19 protein-coding genes are annotated in these 19,980 nt (G+C 52.0%); 18 read left to right on the top strand and 1 reads right to left on the bottom strand.

The window, feature by feature from the left end; genetic code table 11:
* Nucleotides 1-88 precede the first annotated feature (88 nt).
* The 7 genes from corC (at nt 89) to rihA (ending at nt 7,288) form a co-directional block, all read left to right on the top strand.
* A complete protein-coding gene (gene corC, locus ACQKDS_RS02670; protein ID WP_399665470.1) occupies nt 89-967 on the top strand; it encodes a CNNM family magnesium/cobalt transport protein CorC in 879 nt (292 codons plus the stop codon).
* Nucleotides 968-974: 7 nt separating this feature from the next.
* Nucleotides 975-2,504: an apolipoprotein N-acyltransferase gene (gene lnt / locus ACQKDS_RS02665; protein WP_399665467.1), complete on the top strand. Its 1,530-nt coding sequence runs from the start codon at nt 975-977 to the stop codon at nt 2,502-2,504.
* Nucleotides 2,505-2,875: 371 nt separating this feature from the next.
* The gene (locus tag ACQKDS_RS02660; RefSeq protein WP_399665464.1) at nt 2,876-3,772 is read left to right on the top strand and encodes an amino acid ABC transporter substrate-binding protein; all 897 of its coding nucleotides are present in this window, start codon (nt 2,876-2,878) and stop codon (nt 3,770-3,772) included.
* 343 nt (nt 3,773-4,115) lie between these two features.
* Nucleotides 4,116-4,856 (top strand): amino acid ABC transporter permease, encoded by a 741-nt coding sequence (locus tag ACQKDS_RS02655; RefSeq protein WP_399665461.1) that lies wholly within the window; start codon nt 4,116-4,118, stop codon nt 4,854-4,856.
* Nucleotides 4,856-5,530, top strand: coding sequence for a glutamate/aspartate ABC transporter permease GltK (gltK, locus tag ACQKDS_RS02650; RefSeq protein ID WP_399665458.1), 675 nt, complete (start codon nt 4,856-4,858; stop codon nt 5,528-5,530). Before ACQKDS_RS02655 ends, gltK begins: the two co-directional genes overlap by 1 nt.
* On the top strand, nt 5,530-6,255 hold the full coding sequence (locus ACQKDS_RS02645) for an amino acid ABC transporter ATP-binding protein (protein WP_399665455.1): 726 nt from the start codon (nt 5,530-5,532) through the stop codon (nt 6,253-6,255). The genes gltK and ACQKDS_RS02645 overlap by 1 nt, the downstream gene beginning before the upstream one ends.
* A 100-nt stretch (nt 6,256-6,355) precedes the next feature.
* A complete protein-coding gene (gene rihA, locus ACQKDS_RS02640; RefSeq protein WP_399665452.1) occupies nt 6,356-7,288 on the top strand; it encodes a pyrimidine-specific ribonucleoside hydrolase RihA in 933 nt (310 codons plus the stop codon).
* A gap of 88 nt (nt 7,289-7,376) precedes the next feature.
* Here the strand turns inward: rihA and ACQKDS_RS02635 are convergent, their stop codons facing one another.
* Nucleotides 7,377-7,859, bottom strand: a complete 483-nt coding sequence (locus ACQKDS_RS02635; protein WP_399665449.1) for a zinc ribbon-containing protein — start codon at nt 7,857-7,859, stop codon at nt 7,377-7,379.
* 453 nt (nt 7,860-8,312) lie between these two features.
* Between ACQKDS_RS02635 and leuS the strand changes: the two genes are divergently transcribed.
* The 11 genes from leuS (at nt 8,313) to ybeD (ending at nt 19,900) form a co-directional block, all read left to right on the top strand.
* A complete protein-coding gene (gene leuS, locus ACQKDS_RS02630) occupies nt 8,313-10,895 on the top strand; it encodes a leucine--tRNA ligase (RefSeq protein ID WP_399666213.1) in 2,583 nt (860 codons plus the stop codon).
* Nucleotides 10,896-10,909: 14 nt separating this feature from the next.
* Nucleotides 10,910-11,470 (top strand): LPS assembly lipoprotein LptE, encoded by a 561-nt coding sequence (lptE, locus tag ACQKDS_RS02625; RefSeq protein WP_399665446.1) that lies wholly within the window; start codon nt 10,910-10,912, stop codon nt 11,468-11,470.
* Nucleotides 11,467-12,501, top strand: a complete 1,035-nt coding sequence (gene holA, locus ACQKDS_RS02620) for a DNA polymerase III subunit delta (RefSeq protein ID WP_399665443.1) — start codon at nt 11,467-11,469, stop codon at nt 12,499-12,501. Before lptE ends, holA begins: the two co-directional genes overlap by 4 nt.
* Nucleotides 12,491-13,153 carry a nicotinate-nucleotide adenylyltransferase gene (gene nadD, locus ACQKDS_RS02615; RefSeq protein WP_399665440.1) on the top strand — a complete coding sequence of 221 codons (663 nt, stop codon included), beginning with the start codon at nt 12,491-12,493 and terminating at the stop codon, nt 13,151-13,153. Before holA ends, nadD begins: the two co-directional genes overlap by 11 nt.
* An 83-nt stretch (nt 13,154-13,236) precedes the next feature.
* Nucleotides 13,237-13,554 (top strand): ribosome silencing factor, encoded by a 318-nt coding sequence (gene rsfS / locus ACQKDS_RS02610; protein ID WP_399665437.1) that lies wholly within the window; start codon nt 13,237-13,239, stop codon nt 13,552-13,554.
* Nucleotides 13,555-13,557: 3 nt separating this feature from the next.
* Nucleotides 13,558-14,028, top strand: a complete 471-nt coding sequence (gene rlmH, locus ACQKDS_RS02605; protein ID WP_399665435.1) for a 23S rRNA (pseudouridine(1915)-N(3))-methyltransferase RlmH — start codon at nt 13,558-13,560, stop codon at nt 14,026-14,028.
* 36 nt (nt 14,029-14,064) lie between these two features.
* Nucleotides 14,065-15,960 carry a peptidoglycan DD-transpeptidase MrdA gene (gene mrdA, locus ACQKDS_RS02600; RefSeq protein WP_399665432.1) on the top strand — a complete coding sequence of 632 codons (1,896 nt, stop codon included), beginning with the start codon at nt 14,065-14,067 and terminating at the stop codon, nt 15,958-15,960.
* A 6-nt stretch (nt 15,961-15,966) separates the two neighbouring features.
* Nucleotides 15,967-17,079 carry a peptidoglycan glycosyltransferase MrdB gene (gene mrdB / locus ACQKDS_RS02595; protein WP_399665429.1) on the top strand — a complete coding sequence of 371 codons (1,113 nt, stop codon included), beginning with the start codon at nt 15,967-15,969 and terminating at the stop codon, nt 17,077-17,079.
* Nucleotides 17,080-17,092: 13 nt separating this feature from the next.
* Complete coding sequence (gene rlpA, locus ACQKDS_RS02590) at nt 17,093-18,157, top strand: endolytic peptidoglycan transglycosylase RlpA (RefSeq protein ID WP_399666210.1); 1,065 nt, start codon at nt 17,093-17,095, stop codon at nt 18,155-18,157.
* 167 nt (nt 18,158-18,324) lie between these two features.
* Nucleotides 18,325-19,536, top strand: coding sequence for a D-alanyl-D-alanine carboxypeptidase DacA (dacA, locus tag ACQKDS_RS02585; protein ID WP_399665426.1), 1,212 nt, complete (start codon nt 18,325-18,327; stop codon nt 19,534-19,536).
* A 97-nt stretch (nt 19,537-19,633) separates the two neighbouring features.
* Entirely contained in the window at nt 19,634-19,900 is a 267-nt protein-coding gene (gene ybeD / locus ACQKDS_RS02580; protein WP_399665423.1) for a DUF493 family protein YbeD, read from the top strand.
* Nucleotides 19,901-19,980 lie beyond the last annotated feature (80 nt).

The raw sequence follows: 19,980 nt of genomic DNA, 5'->3' as shown, positions 1-19,980 counted from the left end.
GTCAGCCGTTTACCCCACAGCTTGGCTTAATCGCCAGGCTGTCGCTGACATCGATAACTCTTACATGAGTGATATTAACTAAAACGCCATGAGCGACGACCATTCACAAAGCAATGATAGCCCCAGTCCCAAGAAAGGGTTCTTTACTCTTCTCCTTAACCAGCTATTCCACGGCGAACCGAAAAACCGTGACGACCTGGTCGAGCTGATCCGTGATTCCGAGCAAAACGATCTGATCGATCCCGATACCCGTGACATGCTGGAAGGCGTGATGGATATCGCCGAACAGCGCGTACGCGACATCATGATCCCTCGCTCCCAAATGGTGACGCTCAAGCGTAACCAGACGTTGGAAGAGTGTCTGGACGCGATTATCGACTCATCCCACTCGCGCTTCCCGGTGATCAGTGAAGATAAAGATCACATCGAAGGCATTCTGATGGCTAAGGATCTGTTACCGTTTATGCGCGCAGATTCAGAGCCGTTCAGCATCGATAAGGTGTTACGCCCTGCGGTGGTAGTACCGGAAAGCAAGCGGGTTGACCGGATGCTGAAAGAGTTTCGCTCTCAGCGTTATCACATGGCGATTGTCATTGACGAGTTCGGCGGTGTCTCCGGTCTGGTCACCATCGAAGACATTCTGGAGTTGATTGTCGGTGAAATTGAAGACGAATATGATGATGAAGAAGATTGTGATATCCGTCAGCTCAGCCGCCACATGTACACCGTGCGTGCCCTGACGCCAATCGAAGATTTCAACGAAGCCTTCGAAACCAACTTCAGCGATGATGAGGTCGACACCATCGGTGGCCTGATCATGCAAGCTTTCGGCCATTTACCTGCTCGCGGTGAAACCATTGAAATCGAAGGTTACCTGTTTAAAGTTGCCATGGCCGACAGTCGACGTATCATCCAGGTTCATGTAAAAATTCCGGACGACGCTCCGCAACCGAAACTGGAAGACTAAATTTCACATGGCTAAAGCCTCTTTGCTCGAACGCCAGCGGGTACGTGCCCTGCTGGCGCTGTTTTTCGGTGCCAGTGGAACGCTGGCATTTTCTCCTTATGACTTATGGCCCGCGGCTATTGTCTCTCTTTTTGGCCTGTTAGCTGTCACCCTTAACCGCACAACTAAACAGTCGGCCTTACTCGGTTTCCTCTGGGGAATGGGGCTATTCGGTAGTGGTGTCAATTGGGTCTACGTGAGCATCGCCGACTTCGGCGGTATGCCGTTCGCGGTTAATATTTTCTTAGTGCTGCTGCTGGCGGCCTACCTGTCGCTGTACTGCGGGTTGTTCGCCGGGCTACTCACGCGCCTATGGCCGAAAACCAACTGGCTGCGACTGGCAATCGCCGCACCTGTGCTGTGGCAAATAACCGAGTTCCTACGCGGTTGGGTGTTGACGGGCTTCCCATGGCTACAGTTTGGTTACAGCCAGATTGACGGCCCGCTCAAAGGCATTGCGCCGCTGTTTGGCGTTGAGACCATCACCTTCATTCTCATGTCACTCAGCGGCTTGCTGGTTTACGCCGTCAATCAACGACGCATTACCCCTGCGCTGATTGCCATAGCGATGCTGCTATTGCCCTGGCCATTGCGTCAATGGCATTGGTTTACCCCTCAGCCAGAAAAAGCGGTCAATGTGGCGATGGTGCAAGGTAATATCGCCCAATCGATGAAGTGGGATCCGAAAGCGCTCATCAGCACATTGCAAACCTACCTTGACGCGACTCGCCCCTACGCCGGTAAAGCGCCGATCATTATCTGGCCAGAATCAGCCATTCCTGATGTGGAAAGTAACCAAAATGGTTTCTTGACCATGATGGATGATCTGATGCGCGCTAAAAATAGCAGCCTGATCACCGGCATTGTTGATGCTCGTGCAACGCCTCAAGGCACGCAATTCTTCAACAGTGTGATTGTGCTGGGTGAAAATGAGCCGTATCGCTACCCTGCGGCCGATCGCTACAATAAGCATCATCTGGTGCCATTCGGCGAGTTCGTCCCGCTGGAGACGCTGTTACGGCCACTCGCACCGTTCTTTGATCTGCCGATGTCATCGTTTAGCCGTGGCGACTACGTTCAGCCCCAGCTGAAAGTGCGCGGCTTAAACCTGACTGCCGCCATTTGCTATGAGATTGTGCTCGGCCAGCAGGTGCGAGATAACTTCCGGCCAGATACCAACTTCTTGCTCACTCTCTCCAATGACGCTTGGTTTGGCCATTCCATCGGGCCGTGGCAACACTTCCAAATGGCGCGCATGCGGGCGCTGGAGTTAGGGCGGCCATTGCTGCGCAGCACCAATAATGGCGTGACGGCAGCGATAGGCCCGACCGGCGAGATTATTGCCGAAATACCGCAGTTCACCCGCCAGGTGTTGGACGTGAACGTGACCCCCACGACCGGTATTACCCCTTACGCGCGTTTTGGTGGCGTTCCGCTGTGGATTGTTACCGCGCTCTTGGGTGGCCTGGCTTTAATTCTGAGCCTACGCCGCAAATAATGCTTTGGGGCGCACGCGTTGCGCCCCGCCTCTACTGCCCTAAATTCTATTCAACCAGCGCATGGCTGGCATACTCCTTGCTTTAATCCTTCTGATATCCGGACAGATTTACTTTTGATGACATTGGTACGCCTTTGCGCACTACATGCGTGCATAACCCGCACCATGACGGTGCCTGGTTGTTTTATTGCCTCTGTTTGGTGCGCGTGATGTCTCAAACTATGAAACATTTTCGTTTCATTCTGTTCACAATCGGCTATTTTCTAACAGTCATCAGTACTCAGGCTATCTTTCGCCTATGATCAAGAAATAGCCATTTTATTCTTGGCACTCTTTGAGTGCCGAACACGACAACAGCGAGGAGTTGAACCATGCAAATGCGTAAACTGGCGTTATCGTTATTGCTTATCGGTATGGCAAGTAGCGTAGCCCATGCGGAAGCGTTGACCGGTACGCTGAAGAAAATTAAAGACAACGACGTGATCGTGGTGGGACACCGTGAGTCCTCCGTGCCCTTTTCCTACTACAATAATCAACAGAAAGTGGTGGGGTACTCACAAGACTATTCCAATCAGATCGTAGATGCGATCAAGAAAAAATTAAATGCGCCGAATCTGCAAGTCAAAATGCTCCCAATCACCTCGCAAAACCGTATTCCATTGCTGCAAAATGGGACGTTTGATTTCGAGTGTGGCTCCACCACCAATAACCTCGAACGTCAGAAACAGGCCGCATTCTCCGATACGATTTTCATCGTCGGCACTCGCCTGCTGGTGAAGAAAGGTTCAGATATTAAAGATTTTAAAGACTTAGCCGATCAGACCGTGGTAGTGACGTCGGGTACCACCTCTGAAGTGTTACTGCACAACCTAAACGATAAAGACAAGATGAAAATGCGCATTATTAGCGCAAAAGATCACGGTGACTCTTTCCGCACGCTAGAAAGTGGGCGCGCAGTGGCATTTATGATGGATGATGCCTTACTGGCGGGTGAACGAGCAAAAGCCAAGAAACCTGACCAATGGGATATCGTTGGTATGCCGCAATCCAAAGAGGCCTATGGCTGTATGTTGCGTAAAGACGATCCTGAGTTCAAAAAGCTGGTTGACGACACTATCGCTCAGGCACAAACCTCTGGTGAAGCCGCTAAATGGTTTGATAAGTGGTTCAATCAACCTATCCCACCGAAAAATTTGAATATGCACTTCGCGTTGTCTGACGACATGAAGCAATTATTCAAACAACCAAACGATAAGGCACTGAACTAATAACAATAGAGCGGGAATGGCTAATGCCACCCGCCCGTTGATGGCACGAGTTTGCGACAACAGGCGTAATTGATGCAGCCCGTTCGAATTCGCGCTGGGCAAAAACCAAAGGTACGCAGAGACGTGAGGTTTTTCAGCGCCAAGCCGATAAGAATGATCAGCAAAATGCCCTGTAGAACCAATTCGGGACAGACAGGTAATCCATGCGGAAGGCCGTTCCCCTTCCGCATCGCTTCCCATGTCGCCTCCGCAGCGCTAAACCAAAACCACTGGCAGCGTAGCGATCGGCGTCACTCCGCCATCAATATTTAAGGCGCATTGCGCTAGTTTATTGGAGTTTTTTATGTCAATAGATTGGAACTGGGGTATCTTTTTAGAACAAGCGCCGTTTGGTAATACCACCTATCTCGGTTGGATTTGGTCCGGCTTCCAGGTAACGATTGCCCTCTCCGTCTGCGCATGGATTATCGCTTTCTTTGTCGGTTCTCTGTTCGGGATTTTGCGTACCGTCCCCAACCGTTTTCTGTCCACCCTTGGTACCGTTTACGTCGAACTATTTCGTAATGTGCCACTGATCGTACAGTTTTTTACCTGGTATCTCGTAGTTCCAGAACTGCTCCCCTCAGATATCGGTATGTGGTTTAAGGCTGAATTGGATCCCAATATTCAATTCTTCGTTTCCTCAATGCTCTGTCTTGGGCTGTTTACCGCCGCTCGCGTCTGCGAACAGGTGCGCGCCGCCATTCAATCGCTACCGCGCGGTCAACAGGCTGCCGGATTGGCAATGGGGTTGACGCTGCCGCAAACCTACCGCTACGTGCTATTGCCGAATGCCTACCGGGTTATTGTACCGCCGATGACCTCAGAAATGCTCAACCTGGTTAAAAACTCCGCCATCGCTTCAACCATAGGCTTGGTCGATATGGCGGCCCAGGCCGGCAAACTGTTGGATTACTCTGCGCATGCCTATGAATCATTCACCGCAATTACGCTCGCATATATCGGCATCAACGCCGTCATTATGTTGTTGATGCGTATGGTCGAACGCAAGGTGCAGTTACCCGGCAATATGGGGAGTAAATAATGTACGAATTTGACTGGGGATCGATTATCCCGAACATCCCTTATTTACTGCAAGGCATGGTCATTACGTTGAAGATCACCGTGACGGCGGTCATCTTCGGCATTATCTGGGGCACACTGTTAGCGGTGATGCGCCTATCGTCGTTCAAACCGATCAGTTGGTTCGCCACCCTATACGTTAACCTGTTCCGCTCCGTGCCGCTGGTTATGGTGCTGCTGTGGTTCTATCTGGTCGTGCCCAGCTTATTGCAACAGGTGCTCGGACTCTCACCGAAAACCGATATTCGCCTCATCTCGGCGATGGTCGCCTTTTCGCTGTTTGAAGCTGCGTATTACTCGGAAATCATTCGCGCCGGGATTCTCAGCGTATCACGCGGCCAATCCTCCGCAGCGTTAGCATTGGGCATGACGCAATGGCAGTCCATGAGGTTAGTGATCCTGCCACAAGCGTTCCGTGCCATGGTACCGCTGTTACTGACGCAAGGTATTGTGCTGTTTCAGGATACCTCGCTGGTTTACGTATTAAGCTTGGCTGACTTCTTCCGTACCGCCTCAAGCATCGGCGAGCGCGATGGCACGCAGGTTGAAATGATCTTGTTTGCCGGTTTTGTCTACTTTGTTATCAGTATTGCCGCTTCGGCGCTGGTTAGCTATTTGAAGAAAAGGACGGTTTGATGATTTCCCTGAAAAATGTTTCGAAGTGGTACGGTCACTTTCAGGTGCTGGCCGATTGCTCCACAGAAGTCAAAAAAGGTGAAGTAGTTGTGGTCTGCGGCCCCTCTGGCTCAGGTAAGTCGACGTTGATCAAAATTGTTAACGGTCTGGAACCGATCCAGAAAGGTGAAATTGTGGTCAACGGCACGCACGTTAATGACAAAAAAACCAATCTGGCGCAGTTACGCGCTAAAGTCGGCATGGTGTTCCAGCATTTTGAACTGTTCCCTCACCTTTCCATTATCGAAAACCTAATCCTGGCTCAGGTCAAAGTGCTCAAGCGAGACAAAGCGGCCGCCCGTGAGAAAGGCCTGGCGTTACTCAAACGTGTAGGGCTAACCGCACACGCCGATAAATATCCGGCACAACTTTCCGGCGGTCAGCAGCAGCGTGTCGCGATCGCTCGCGCGTTGTGCATGGATCCGATCGCGATGCTGTTTGACGAACCGACCTCGGCGCTGGATCCAGAAATGATCAATGAAGTGCTGGACGTTATGGTTGAGCTGGCGCAGGAAGGCATGACGATGATGGTGGTCACGCACGAAATGGGGTTCGCCCGTAAAGTGGCACACCGCGTAATCTTCATGGATGAGGGAAAGATTGTTGAAGATCGTAAAAAAGACGATTTCTTCAACAATCCAGAGTCTGAGCGTGCCAAAGATTTTCTGGCGAAAATTCTGCATTAATCCTTCCAATGCGCCCGCACAGGGCGCATTAAAAGTCCTTGTTTATTATCGGGTTTGATCCGATGCTCGTAGCAAAATTAACGAGCAAAGGAGAGAACACATGCCAAAACCAATAATTATTGATTGCGACCCGGGCCTGGATGATGCGATTGCTCTGGCAATGGCGCTGCGCGCACCAGAGTTAGATGTCAAAGCCATCACCGTGTCTGCCGGTAACCAAACGCCGGAGAAAACCTTGCATAATACTCTTGCACTGCTAACGCTGATGCAACGCGAGGACATTCCGGTCGCGGCCGGTGCCGCTAAACCCTTACTGCGCGAATTGGTTATTGCCGACTATATGCACGGCCAAACGGGTATGGGCAACACGCAGCTGCCCGCACCGCAGATCAAGCCTGTCAAACAAACCGCCGTCGAACTGATCGCCGAATTACTGCGTACCTGCCCACAACCCATCACTCTGGTCGTCATTGGGCCAATGACCAACATTGCGTTACTGCTGGCACAACACCCTGAATTGAAATCTAACATTGAACGCATCGTCTTTATGGGCGGCGCGATGAATCTGGGCAATATTACGCCGGTCGCTGAGTTCAACATCTACGTGGATCCAGAGGCGGCGGAAATGGTGCTGCAATCTGGCGTACCGCTAACCATGGCGGGTTTAAACGTTACCCATCAGGCACTGATGTTGCCACAAGACGTCGAACGCATTCGCGCAATCGGCAACCCCATTGCCACAGCCGTCGGTGAAATGCTCGATTTTTATCTGCCGCTTTATCTCAGCCATCCACGTAAACTCCCCGGCGCGGCGATGCATGACCCTTGCGTCATTGCCTGGTTGCTAGCGCCACAGCTGTTCGAAAGCCATCAACGCTGGGTGGGGGTCGAGACTAAAGGCAACTATACCCTTGGGCAAACGGTGGTGGACGAGTTCCAGCAAACCGGAAGACCGGCTAACGTAGAGGTGTTGACCGGCATCGAACGCCAAGGATTTGTCGATTTATTAGCAACCTGCGTCGCCCGCTATTAACAGTAAGCGTTGACGAAACCAGCAGCATCTGATGAAACCGGCTCTCCACATGATTCAGCGTGGAGAGCCGTGGCAACCAATAGATAAATTACGGTTCAAATGGCCGACGCTGGAACTGATCGTGCCCGCATTTTGGGCAGCGCGGCAGCACTTCCGGCGTATAAAATGCCAGGTGATGATGGCATTTCTCACAGACTAAATTCCCAAGCCCCACCACCTCACCGCTGTGGTATACCCCATGGTGACTGACGTCTTTCAGCACTTCACGCCATTCCAACTGGGTTTTATCGGTAATATCCGCCAGCTCCTGCCAGAGGCTCTCTTTTATCACCCGCATGAATACGCTATCGGTGAAATCTTCGCGGTTTTCTTCATAGCTACGGGCAAACTCTTCCAGATCGCGCCGCACCGCCAGTTTTAGCTGCGCCACTTCATCACGGGTTAAATCCCCCATTTCATCTAACCGCCGTTCAGCGCTGGCGACTAATTCTTCAATGTCACGCTCCCCCTTGTTCACACGTTCGGTCAGTGATGCCAGCAATTCGCGATAATACTGAGCAACCTTGTTCATAATTTCTCCTCGATGAACGGATGTGGCAGGACGTCCTGTTAAACTACCTCTTATCATTTTAGCCGTAAATTACTGATGTCACGTGGCAAGCGATGGGATTATCAAGATGTGAAGCGCATCATACCGGGCTTTTTTTTAAATACGCGGGCACAAAGCCGCTTGGTGTTGTTGCAAGGAGGCCTTATCAGCTATGCTATGCGGATCTAAATACTATCTCCTTCATATTGGCGTTGCCGAGGTGTTGGCTTTCCCGCAACGCGCATTATCTTGGGGATGACACAAAATGCTACGGATGCATACCTGAGCCATTTCAAGGTGTAGGAAAGCGTCTGGCGAACGGCTCATGAAGCACTGGTGAACCAACCGGTCTGAGGTGAGAAAACATCGCTAGCGCGCCTGTAACGCGAAATAGGAAGGGTAAGCTGTTTGACACCTATAGGACCACCAGCCGCCATGCAAGAGCAATATCGCCCCGAAGAGATAGAAACGAACGTACAGCGTCACTGGCAAGAGAAGCAGACTTTTAAAGTGACTGAAGATACCAGTAAAGAGAAATACTACTGCCTCTCTATGCTGCCATACCCTTCCGGCCGTCTACACATGGGCCATGTGCGCAACTACACCATCGGCGACGTGATCTCCCGCTATCAACGCATGTTGGGTAAAAACGTTCTGCAACCTATTGGTTGGGATGCTTTCGGCCTGCCGGCCGAGGGGGCTGCGGTGAAAAACAACACGGCTCCAGCGCCGTGGACCTACGACAATATTGAATACATGAAAAACCAGCTGAAACTGCTGGGCTTTGGTTACGATTGGGATCGTGAAATCGCCACCTGTAAACCGGATTACTACCGTTGGGAACAATGGTTCTTCACTAAGCTGTATGAAAAAGGTCTGGTCTACAAAAAGACGTCTGCCGTTAACTGGTGCCCGCACGATCTGACCGTGCTGGCGAACGAGCAAGTGATCGACGGCTGCTGCTGGCGCTGTGACACCAAGGTTGAGCGTAAAGAAATCCCACAGTGGTTCATCAAAATTACCGATTATGCCGATCAGTTGCTGAACGATTTGGACACGCTTGAAAGCTGGCCAGAGCAGGTTAAAACCATGCAACGCAACTGGATTGGCCGCTCAGAAGGCGTGGAAATCACCTTCGACGTTGCCGATAGCGATGAAAAAGTTACGGTTTATACCACCCGCCCGGACACCTTTATGGGGGCGACCTATCTCGCCGTTGCCGCTGGCCACCCGCTGGCGCAGCAAGGCGCGGTTAACAACCCTGCATTAGCCGATTTCATCGAAGAGTGCCGCAACACCAAGGTTGCCGAAGCAGAAATGGCCACCATGGAGAAGAAAGGCATGGCGACCGGCCTGTTTGCCATTCATCCACTCAGCGGCGAAAAATTACCCATCTGGGTTGCCAACTTCGTCTTGATGGAATACGGCACCGGTGCGGTGATGGCGGTTCCAGCTCACGACCAGCGCGACTGGGAGTTCGCCACTAAGTATGCCCTGCACATCAAACCGGTGATTTTGAACCTTGATGGTAGCCAGCCAGACATCAGCACCGAGGCAATGACCGAAAAAGGCGCACTCTATCATTCCGGTGAGTTCGACGGTTTAGATCACGAAGCCGGTTTTAACGCCATCGCGGATAAACTGGTCGCCAAAGGCGTAGGTCAACGTAAGGTCAATTATCGTCTGCGTGACTGGGGCGTATCGCGTCAACGTTACTGGGGCGCACCTATTCCTATGGTGACGCTGGAAGACGGTACGGTCATGCCAACGCCAGAAGATCAACTGCCGGTCATTCTGCCAGAAGATGTAGTGATGGACGGCATTACCAGCCCAATAAAGGCCGATCCGACGTGGGCGAAAACCACCGTTAACGGTCACCCCGCACTGCGTGAAACCGATACCTTCGATACCTTTATGGAATCGTCATGGTATTACGCGCGCTACACCTGCCCGCAGTACGATCAAGGCATGTTGGATCCCGCAGCCGCCAACTACTGGCTCCCGGTTGATCAGTACATCGGCGGTATTGAGCACGCTATCATGCACCTGATGTATTTCCGCTTCTTCCATAAACTGATGCGTGATGCAGGTTTGGTCGACTCCGACGAACCGGCAAAACGCCTATTGTGCCAAGGTATGGTGCTGGCGGATGCGTTCTATTACCTCGGCAACAGCGGCGAGCGCGTCTGGGTTTCCCCAGTCGACGCCACCGTTGAGCGCGATGAAAAAGGCCGCATTATCAAAGCCACCGATCCGCAAGGCCGCGAACTGGTCTATGCTGGCATGAGCAAAATGTCGAAGTCGAAGAATAACGGCATCGATCCGCAAGAGATGGTAGAGAAATACGGTGCCGACACCGTGCGCCTGTTCATGATGTTCGCTTCGCCAGCGGAAATGACCTTGGAATGGCAGGAGTCCGGGGTTGAAGGGGCTAATCGCTTCCTGAAACGCGTTTGGAAACTGGCTTACGACCACGTGCAGAAAGGTGCGGTACAACCACTGGATGTCGCTGCGCTGAATGAAGATCAGAAATCGCTTCGCCGTGATGTTCACAAAACCATCGCTAAAGTGACCGATGACATTGGTCGCCGTCAAACCTTTAACACCGCGATTGCCGCCGTGATGGAGTTGATGAACAAACTGAGCCGTGCGCCACAAGACAGCGAGCAAGATCGTGCGCTGTTACAAGAAGCGCTGCTGGCGGTGGTACGTATGCTGTATCCTTTCACACCGCACGCATGCTTTAGCCTGTGGCAATCACTGGGTGGTTCAGGTGATATCGATGTCGCACCATGGCCCGTAGCCGATGAGCGCGCGATGGTCGAAGACTCCAAATTGGTGGTTGTCCAGGTCAATGGTAAAGTACGCGCTAAAATTACCGTGCCAGCCGATGCAACCGAAGAGCAGGTGCGTACATGCGCCACTGAGGAGCATTTGGTGGCTAAATATCTGGAAGGGGTCACCGTGCGTAAAGTGATCTATATTCCTGGCAAATTGCTTAACCTGGTTGTGGGTTAACACAAGGAGGCGTTGTGCGACTTCGTATTATGACGTTGTTGCTGGGGCTGGTGGTGCTCGTCACCGCCGGCTGCGGTTTTCACCTGCGTGGAACCACGCAGGTTCCTTCAGAAATGAAAACGCTGGTGCTGGACAGCTATGATCCCTATGGGCCGCTGACTCGCGCCGTGCGCGAACAGTTGCGCCTAAATGGTGTGACTATCGTCAAAGACGCCAAACGCCAGGATGTGCCTTCCTTGCGTATTGTCAGCTCTGGCCAAAACCAGGATACCGTCTCGATCTTCCAGGACGGTAAAACGGCAGAGTATCAAATGGTGATGAACGTACAGGCACAGGTGTTGATCCCGGGGCACGATATTTACCCGCTGAACGCTAAAGTGTTCCGTTCGTTCTTCGATAACCCATTGACTGTATTGGCGAAAGACTCTGAACAGGAGATTATCCTGCAGGAGATGCGCCAACAAGCGGCACAGCAGTTAGTCCGTAAGTTGCTAAGCGTGCATGCTGCTGAAGAAGAGGCGCAACAAAAAGCCGCCATCGCAGACGAAAGGTCGGAAACTCTCCCAGCGCAATGATTCGCCTTTATCCTGAACAACTTGCCGCGCAGCTCCGTGAGGGACTGCGCGCTTGTTATTTACTGAGTGGGAATGAGCCACTGTTATTGCAGGAAAGCCAGGATCTGATCCGGCAAGCCGCGCAACAACAGCAATTCAGCGAACACTACAGTATTTCTCTCGACGCTCATACCGACTGGGATGCCATCTTCAGCATCTGCCAGGCGATGAGCCTATTTGCCAGCCGCCAAACCTTACTGTTGATCTTCCCGGAAAACGGCCTCACCGCACCGATGGGTGAGCAATTGTTGAAGCTGGCAGCCTTGCTGCACAACGATATTCTGCTGATGCTACGCGGGCCACGGCTAACTAAAGCGCAGGAAAACAGCGCTTGGTTCAAGGCATTGAGCGCAAACGGTGTTTACGTCACCTGCCAGACGCCTGAACACGCGCAACTGCCGCGTTGGGTCACCAGCCGTGCCAAAACCATGCAGTTAGCATTGGATGATGCCGCTAATCAGTTGCTGTGTTATTGCTACGAAGGCAATCTGCTGGCGCTGTCGCAAGCGCTGGAACGGCTGTCGCTGCTGCATCCTGATGGCAAACTGACGCTGCCACGCGTCGAGCAAGCAGTGAACGATGCCGCACACTTCTCGCCTTATCATTGGCTAGATGCATTGCTCGCCGGCAAAAGTAAACGTGCTTGGCACATTTTGCAGCAATTACGGCAGGAAGACGTCGAACCGGTGATTCTCTTGCGCACGCTTCAACGTGAGTTGCTGATGTTGTTAACGCTACAACGCCGTATGCCATCAGCGCCATTGCGTACCTTATTCGATCAGCATAAAGTTTGGCAGAACCGTCGCAGCTTGATAACCCAAGCGTTACAACGTTTATCCGCCACCCAATTACAACAGGCTGTACACCTGCTAGCGCAGCTTGAAATCACGCTAAAGCAAGATTATGGCCAATCGGTATGGCCACAACTGGAAAGCCTGTCAATGCTATTGTGTGGGAAACCTTTGGCCACGAGCTTACCCTATGCCCACTAATCCTCCGCGAGCAGCGGCACTGCATGCCCTGTTTGGCGGCACGTTCGATCCTATTCACTACGGCCATTTACGACCCGTAGAAGTATTGGCTAATGAAGTCGGCTTGAATCAGATCATGCTGCTGCCAAATCATGTCCCGCCGCACCGGCCACAGCCAGAAGCCAATGCACAACAACGCTTGAAAATGCTCGAATTGGCGATCGCCGATAAGCCACTGTTTGCCGTTGACGATCGCGAACTGCATCGCACCTCGCCGTCCTATACGATCGAAACGCTGGAAACCATTCGTCAAGAGCGTGGTAACCAACAGCCACTGGCGTTTATTATTGGGCAAGATTCGTTGTTAAGCTTACACAAATGGCACCGTTGGCAGGATTTGCTGGGTGTTTGCCACCTACTGGTACTGGCACGGCCGGGTTATGATAATCGCATGGAAACGCCAGCACTGCAGCGCTGGTTAGAGTCGCATCGCGTTACCGACGCCGCGCAGTTGAGCAATCAACCACATGGTTTTATCTATTTGGCAGACACCCCGCTATTGGAGATTTCCGCCACCGAGATCCGCGAACGTCGTCATCGTGGGGTGAGTTGTGATGATCTGCTACCGCGTTCGGTGCAACGTTATATCGTGCTTCAGGGTTTATACCGCTAGGTCGTGTGCTATACTGCGCCGCTATTTTTCAGGTATCCGCCTGCATTAATCAACTGACCCAGAACATACCCGAGGGGGAACCTTTGCAAGGTAAAGCGCTCCAAGATTTCGTTGTCGATAAAATCGATGACCTGAAAGGCCAAGACATTATCGCTCTGGATGTCCAAGGTAAATCCAGCATCACCGATTGCATGATTATTTGCACTGGCACCTCCACGCGCCATGTGATGTCAATCGCCAACCATGTTGTGCAGGAAGCGCGCGAATTAGGTATGGAACTGTATGGTATGAAGGGCCAGGAAGCATCCGATTGGATCGTGGTCGATCTGGGCGAAGTGATCGTGCATGTGATGCAAGAAGAAAGCCGTCGCCTGTACGAACTGGAAAAACTCTGGAGCTAAGCGGTGAAACTGCAACTGGTCGCCGTGGGCACCAAAATGCCGGACTGGGTTCAGACCGGCTTTATGGATTACCTGCACCGTTTTCCTAAAGACATGCCGTTTGAGCTGATCGAGATCCCGGCAGGTAAGCGCGGTAAAAATGCCGATATCAAACGCATTTTGGAAAAGGAAGGCGAGCAAATGCTGGCGGCAGTCGGCAAAGGCAACCGGATTGTCACGTTGGACATCCCCGGCAGCAAGTGGGATACCCCGCAGTTGGCACAGCAGTTGGAACGTTGGAAGCAGGATGGCCGTAACGTCAGCCTGCTGATTGGCGGCCCTGAAGGGCTGGCTCCGGCCTGTAAAGCCGCCGGTGAGCAGTGCTGGTCACTTTCGCCACTGACCTTGCCACATCCTTTGGTACGCGTTCTGGTCGCGGAAAGCCTTTACCGTGCCTGGAGTATCACCACCAATCATCCTTATCATCGGGAATGACCGGCGATGACAGCGAGAGTGAAATAAAACAACGGGATGAAAATAGAACGTAACCCTTTTCGCGACTATACGGCTGAATCGGCCTTGTTTGTACGCCGTGCCATGGTGGCGTTTCTGTTCATTTTGCTGCTGACCAGCATCCTGATTGTCAATCTGTACCATTTACAAATCGAGCGCTTTGAGGATTACCGCACCCGTTCAAACGAAAACCGCATCAAGCTCGTCCCCATTCCCCCTAGCCGCGGCATCATCTACGATCGCAACGGCACAGCGTTAGCGCTTAATCGCACAATTTATCAGCTCGAGTTGATGCCCGAAAAAATTGATGATCTGAAGGCGACGCTGCAAGCGCTGCGTTCGGTAGTCGATCTTACCGATGAAGACATCGCTAACTTTGAAAAAGAGCGTAAACGCTCGCGCCGCTTTGTGTCTATTCCGGTGAAAAATGCACTCACTGAGGTGCAGGTTGCCCGCTTTGCGGTCAACCAATTCCGCTTTCCTGGGGTTGAGGTCAAAGGCTACCAACGCCGTTATTATCCCTACGGCTCTGCCCTTACCCACGTCATTGGCTATGTGTCTAAAATTAACGATCGTGATGTTGAACGGCTCAATAAAGACAATAAGATGCCGAACTACGCGGCGACCCACGATATTGGCAAACTGGGCATCGAACGCTATTACGAAGATACCTTGCACGGCAAAACCGGTTATGAGGAAGTGGAGGTCAATAACCGTGGCCGGGTGATTCGTCAATTGCACGAGCAGCCCCCTTCCGCGGGGCAAGATATTTATCTGACGCTCGATCTCAATCTACAACGTTACATTGAACAATTGCTGGTCGGCAGCCGCGCCGCCGTCGTGGTGAGCGACCCGCGTACTGGCGGCATCTTGGCGATGGTTTCTAACCCCAGTTACGATCCCAACCTGTTTGTTGACGGTATCTCCAGCAAAGATTATCAAGGGTTGTTAAACGATCCTAACCGTCCTTTGATCAACCGCGCAACGCAAGGTGTCTACCCGCCGGCCTCGACGGTAAAACCTTATATCGCCGTTTCCGCCCTCAGCGCTGGCGTGGTCACCAAGAATACTATCGTCTTCGATCCCGGTTGGTGGCAGCTGCCTGGTTCAGAAAAACGCTACCGTGACTGGAAAAAGTGGGGCCATGGTCGTCTGAATGTGACCAAGGCCATTGAAGAATCTGCCGATACTTATTTCTATCAGGTCGCCTATGATATGGGCATCGACCGGCTCTCCGCCTGGATGAGCAAATTCGGTTATGGTGAATATACCGGTGTCGACCTGTCAGAAGAGCGTTCTGGCCTGATGCCAACGCGCGAATGGAAGTTCAAACGTTACAAAAAACCTTGGTATCAAGGTGATACGATTCCAGTCGGAATCGGCCAAGGTTACTGGATGTCGACACCGATTCAGATGTCGAAAGCACTGAACACATTAATTAATGATGGTAACGTCAAAACGCCGCATTTGTTGGAAAGCACCAAGATAAATGGGGTGCGGGTTCCTTTCCGTCAGCAAGAAAGCGTACAAATTGGCGATATTCATTCTGGCTTCTGGGAAATTGCCAAAGACGGCATGTACGGCGTCGCCAACCGCGCTAACGGTACGGCACGCAAGTTCTTTAACGGAACACCGTATAAAGCTGCGGCAAAATCAGGTACCGCGCAGGTATTCGGTTACGAAACCTATAACGCCCACAAACTCGCAGAGCATCTTCGCGATCATAAATTGATGACGGCATTTGCACCCTACGAGAATCCCACCGTCGCAGTGACCATTATTCTGGAAAACGGCGGCGCGGGTCCGGCAGTTGGCACCATCACACGCCAGATCCTCGATCACATTTTGCTGGGCGACAACAATACGCAATTACCCGACGCCCCACCGGCGGCGCCGGGTTCAGAAGGTGATTAACAGACTATGACCGAAAGCCAACAAAAAGGCTCGATCTGGACCAAAATCCACATTGACCCCACATTCCTGTTCTTCATTCTGGCCCTGTTGGTATACAGCGCATTCGTTATGTGGAGTGCCAGCGGCCAAGATATCGGCATGATGGAACGTAAAATAGGCCAGATTGTGATGGGGCTGATTGTCATGGGGGTGATGGCGCAAATTCCGCCGCGTGTCTATGAAAGTTGGGCACCCTATTTGTACATTTTCTGCGTCATTTTGCTGATACTGGTCGACGCGTTTGGCCAAATCAGTAAAGGGGCCCAGCGCTGGCTGGATCTGGGCTTCGTGCGCTTTCAACCCTCAGAAATTGCAAAGATTGCCGTGCCATTGATGGTGGCGCGCTTTATGAATCGTGACGTTTGCCCACCTTCGCTAAAAAATACCGGCATCGCACTGGTGCTGATCTTCTTACCCACGCTACTGGTCGCGGCTCAGCCAGACCTCGGCACCTCCATTCTGATTGCCGCGTCTGGCCTGTTTGTGCTATTCCTGTCCGGCATGAGTTGGAAGCTGATCGCCATCGCCGCCCTGCTGGTCGCCGCGTTCATTCCGATACTGTGGTTCTTCCTTATGCATGACTATCAGCGCGCGCGGGTAATGATGCTGCTGGACCCAGAAAGCGATCCCCTTGGAGCCGGTTATCATATTATCCAATCCAAAATCGCTATTGGTTCAGGTGGTCTTTCGGGTAAAGGTTGGCTGCATGGCACCCAGTCTCAGTTGGAATTTTTGCCGGAACGCCACACCGACTTCATCTTTGCGGTATTGGCAGAAGAATTGGGGTTGATCGGCGTCTTGGTTTTGCTGGCGCTCTACTTGCTGGTCATTATCCGTGGGCTAATGATCGCCGCAAAAGCACAAACCACCTTTGGCCGCGTAATGGTCGGCGGGCTGATGCTAATTTTATTCGTTTATGTGTTTGTTAACATCGGTATGGTCAGTGGCATTTTACCGGTCGTTGGCGTACCGTTGCCTCTGGTCAGTTACGGTGGTTCGGCATTGATCGTGCTTATGGCGGGGTTTGGTATCGTGATGTCGATCCATACGCATCGGAAAATGCTATCAAAGAGTTTATAAGAGGTGAGTAATGATGCGTAAGCAATGGCTTTGGATTAGCGCGGTTACGATTGCCGCATTGCTTTCCGGCTGCACGATCCCAACGGCTGAACAGCCGACAGCACAGCAACCGCCATATAACGGGCCAATAGTGGAAATCGCGGGTGTAGAGCCACAATACGAAGCCTATAATCCGGGAACATCACAAGATTATAAGGTGAATGGTGACACCTATCGTATCGTTAAAAATCCGCAGAACTTCTCGCAAACCGGGCTAGCCAGTTGGTATGGCGAAGAAGCCAGCGGCAATACGACCGCTATCGGTGAAACGTTCGATCCTCATTCCCTCACAGCGGCACATCCAACGCTACCCATTCCAAGCTATGTGCGCGTCACTAACCTGGCTAACGGTCGTCAGTTAGTTGTGCGCGTTAACGATCGCGGCCCCTACGTCAAAGGACGGATCATCGATCTATCAAAAGCCGCTGCCGATCGCTTGAACTTGTCGAACAACACTAAAGTGAAAGTTGATTTCATTAATGTTGCGCCAGATGGCACGCTCAGCGGCCCTGGCACCATCGGCACCATCGTAGCGAAACAAAGCTACGCCTTGCCGGCACGTCCGAACCTGAGCACCGGCAGCCTGGGTACACCAATCCAGCAAGATGCGCCGGCGGTTAACGGTAGCGACATTCGCCCAATTGATAATAGCCGGCTGGGCAACGTTACAACCGCGGCGGCGAGCAATAACAGCGGCGGATTAATCGGTACCCCGAGCGCATTACCCGCTGGCGTACTCGAAACTGCCGAGCCTGAAACCGCAACATTATCCACCACCGCCAGCTCGACGCCGAGCACCGCGGCCCAAACCACCGCCGGTTTTATGGTGCAAGTCGGTGCCTTAAGCAATGCCGAACGTGCGCAGGAATGGCAGCAAAAACTCAGCCAGCAGTTTGGCGTACCCGGCAAAGTATCTGCCGGCAGCAATGTTTATCGCGTACAACTGGGTCCCTTTAGCGATCGCCAACAAGCAGCACAACTGCAACAACGGCTCGCAACAGAAGCCCAACAACAGTCATTCGTCACTGCTACACCTTAACTTCGCGGCCAACAAGTACCTATCAAGGTTTAGCTGAAACATTTTCTTGCAGCTAAACCGGTGTAAAGCGTTATCAATCAGATGAATGGCTAATGCCTATCAAGATCCCATCTGTTATAGTGTGGCTCGTTTTTTAACTTACTTTCACGGATTTTGTAGTCCAGATCATGAAACATTTAACTTCTTTTCGCTTAATCAAGAGCATAGCGCTCGGCACCGTTATCGCGATGAGCGCAACCCACAGCGCACATGCCGATGATGCTAATATCAAAACCATGATCCCAGGTGTTCCGCAAATTGATGCGGAATCTTACATCCTGATTGATTACAACTCCGGTAAAGTTCTGGCCGAATCCAATGCGGATGCGCGCCGTGATCCCGCTAGCCTGACCAAAATGATGACCAGCTACGCCATCGGGCAAGCGCTAAAATCCGGCAAGATTGGTCAGGATGATCTGGTTACCGTCGGTCAGGATGCATGGGCTACCGGCAACCCGGTGTTTAAAGGCTCTTCACTGATGTTCCTGAAGCCAGGCGATCGCGTACCGGTTTCCAAGCTGACACGCGGCATCAACCTGCAATCCGGTAACGACGCCTGTGTGGCGATGGCCGACTATGTGGCCGGCAGTCAGGACGCGTTCGTCAACCTGATGAACACCTATGTTAAGCAGCTTGGTTTGAAAAACACCCACTTCTTAACCGTTCACGGGCTAGATGCAGAAGGTCAATACAGCTCGGCGCGCGACATGGCGCTGATCGGCCAAGCATTGATCCGCGATGTGCCGGATGAATATGCGATCTACAAAGAAAAAGAGTTCACCTACAACAATATTCGTCAGATGAACCGTAACGGTTTGCTGTGGGATACCAGCCTTAACGTAGACGGTATCAAAACAGGCCATACCAACGCCGCAGGTTATAACTTGGTCGCATCGGCAACCGAAGGCCAAATGCGCCTGATTTCCGCCGTGCTCGGCGGCCGTACCTATAAGGGCCGTGAAACCGAAAGTAAGAAACTGCTGACTTGGGGCTTCCGCTTCTTCGAAACCGTTGCGCCATTGAAAGCCGGTAAAGAATTTGCCTCTGAGCCGGTGTGGTTTGGCGATGCCGACCGCGTGGAGCTTGGCGTTGATAAAGACGTCTATCTGACGATCCCACGTGGCCGAATGAAAGATTTGAAAGCCAGCTACGTGCTGAACACACCGGAAATTCATGCGCCATTGGCCAAGAATCAGGTGGTCGGCAGCATCAACTTCCAACTGGATGGGAAAACCATCGATCAACGCCCGCTCGTGGTGTTGAATGAAGTGAAAGAAGGCGGTTTCTTCAGCCGCATCGTGGATTACATCAAACTGATGTTCCACCACTGGTTCGGCTAAACTTGAAATCGGCGATATTGCCCCCATATTGCAAATAACACTAACTCCCGCCCCGGCGGGAGTTATACTTTACAGAAGACGTAACGCTGGAGCACACATGCAAAAAACTAAACTGAACGAACTGCTTGAATTCCCTTGTTCTTTTACCTACAAGGTAATGGGCTTGGCGCAACCCGAGCTGGTAGACCAGGTAGTTGAAGTGGTGCAACGCCATGCTCCGGGGGATTACACACCACAGGTTAAACCCAGCAGCAAAGGCAATTATCACTCGGTGTCTATTACAATTACTGCCACCCATATCGACCAGGTGGAAACGTTATATGAAGAGTTGGGTAACATTGAAATTGTTCGCATGGTACTGTAATTTCAGCATAAAACTCTGCTTATCAACCCGGGCCAGACGATCCTCTGCCCGGGTTGCGCATTTTTGGTCAGCTAAATGCT

Source organism: Serratia sp. NPDC078593, assembly GCF_050268245.1.
In the GTDB taxonomy this organism is placed as follows: domain Bacteria; phylum Pseudomonadota; class Gammaproteobacteria; order Enterobacterales; family Enterobacteriaceae; genus JBNNGK01.
This window is presented reverse-complemented; position numbering and strand designations above follow the sequence as displayed.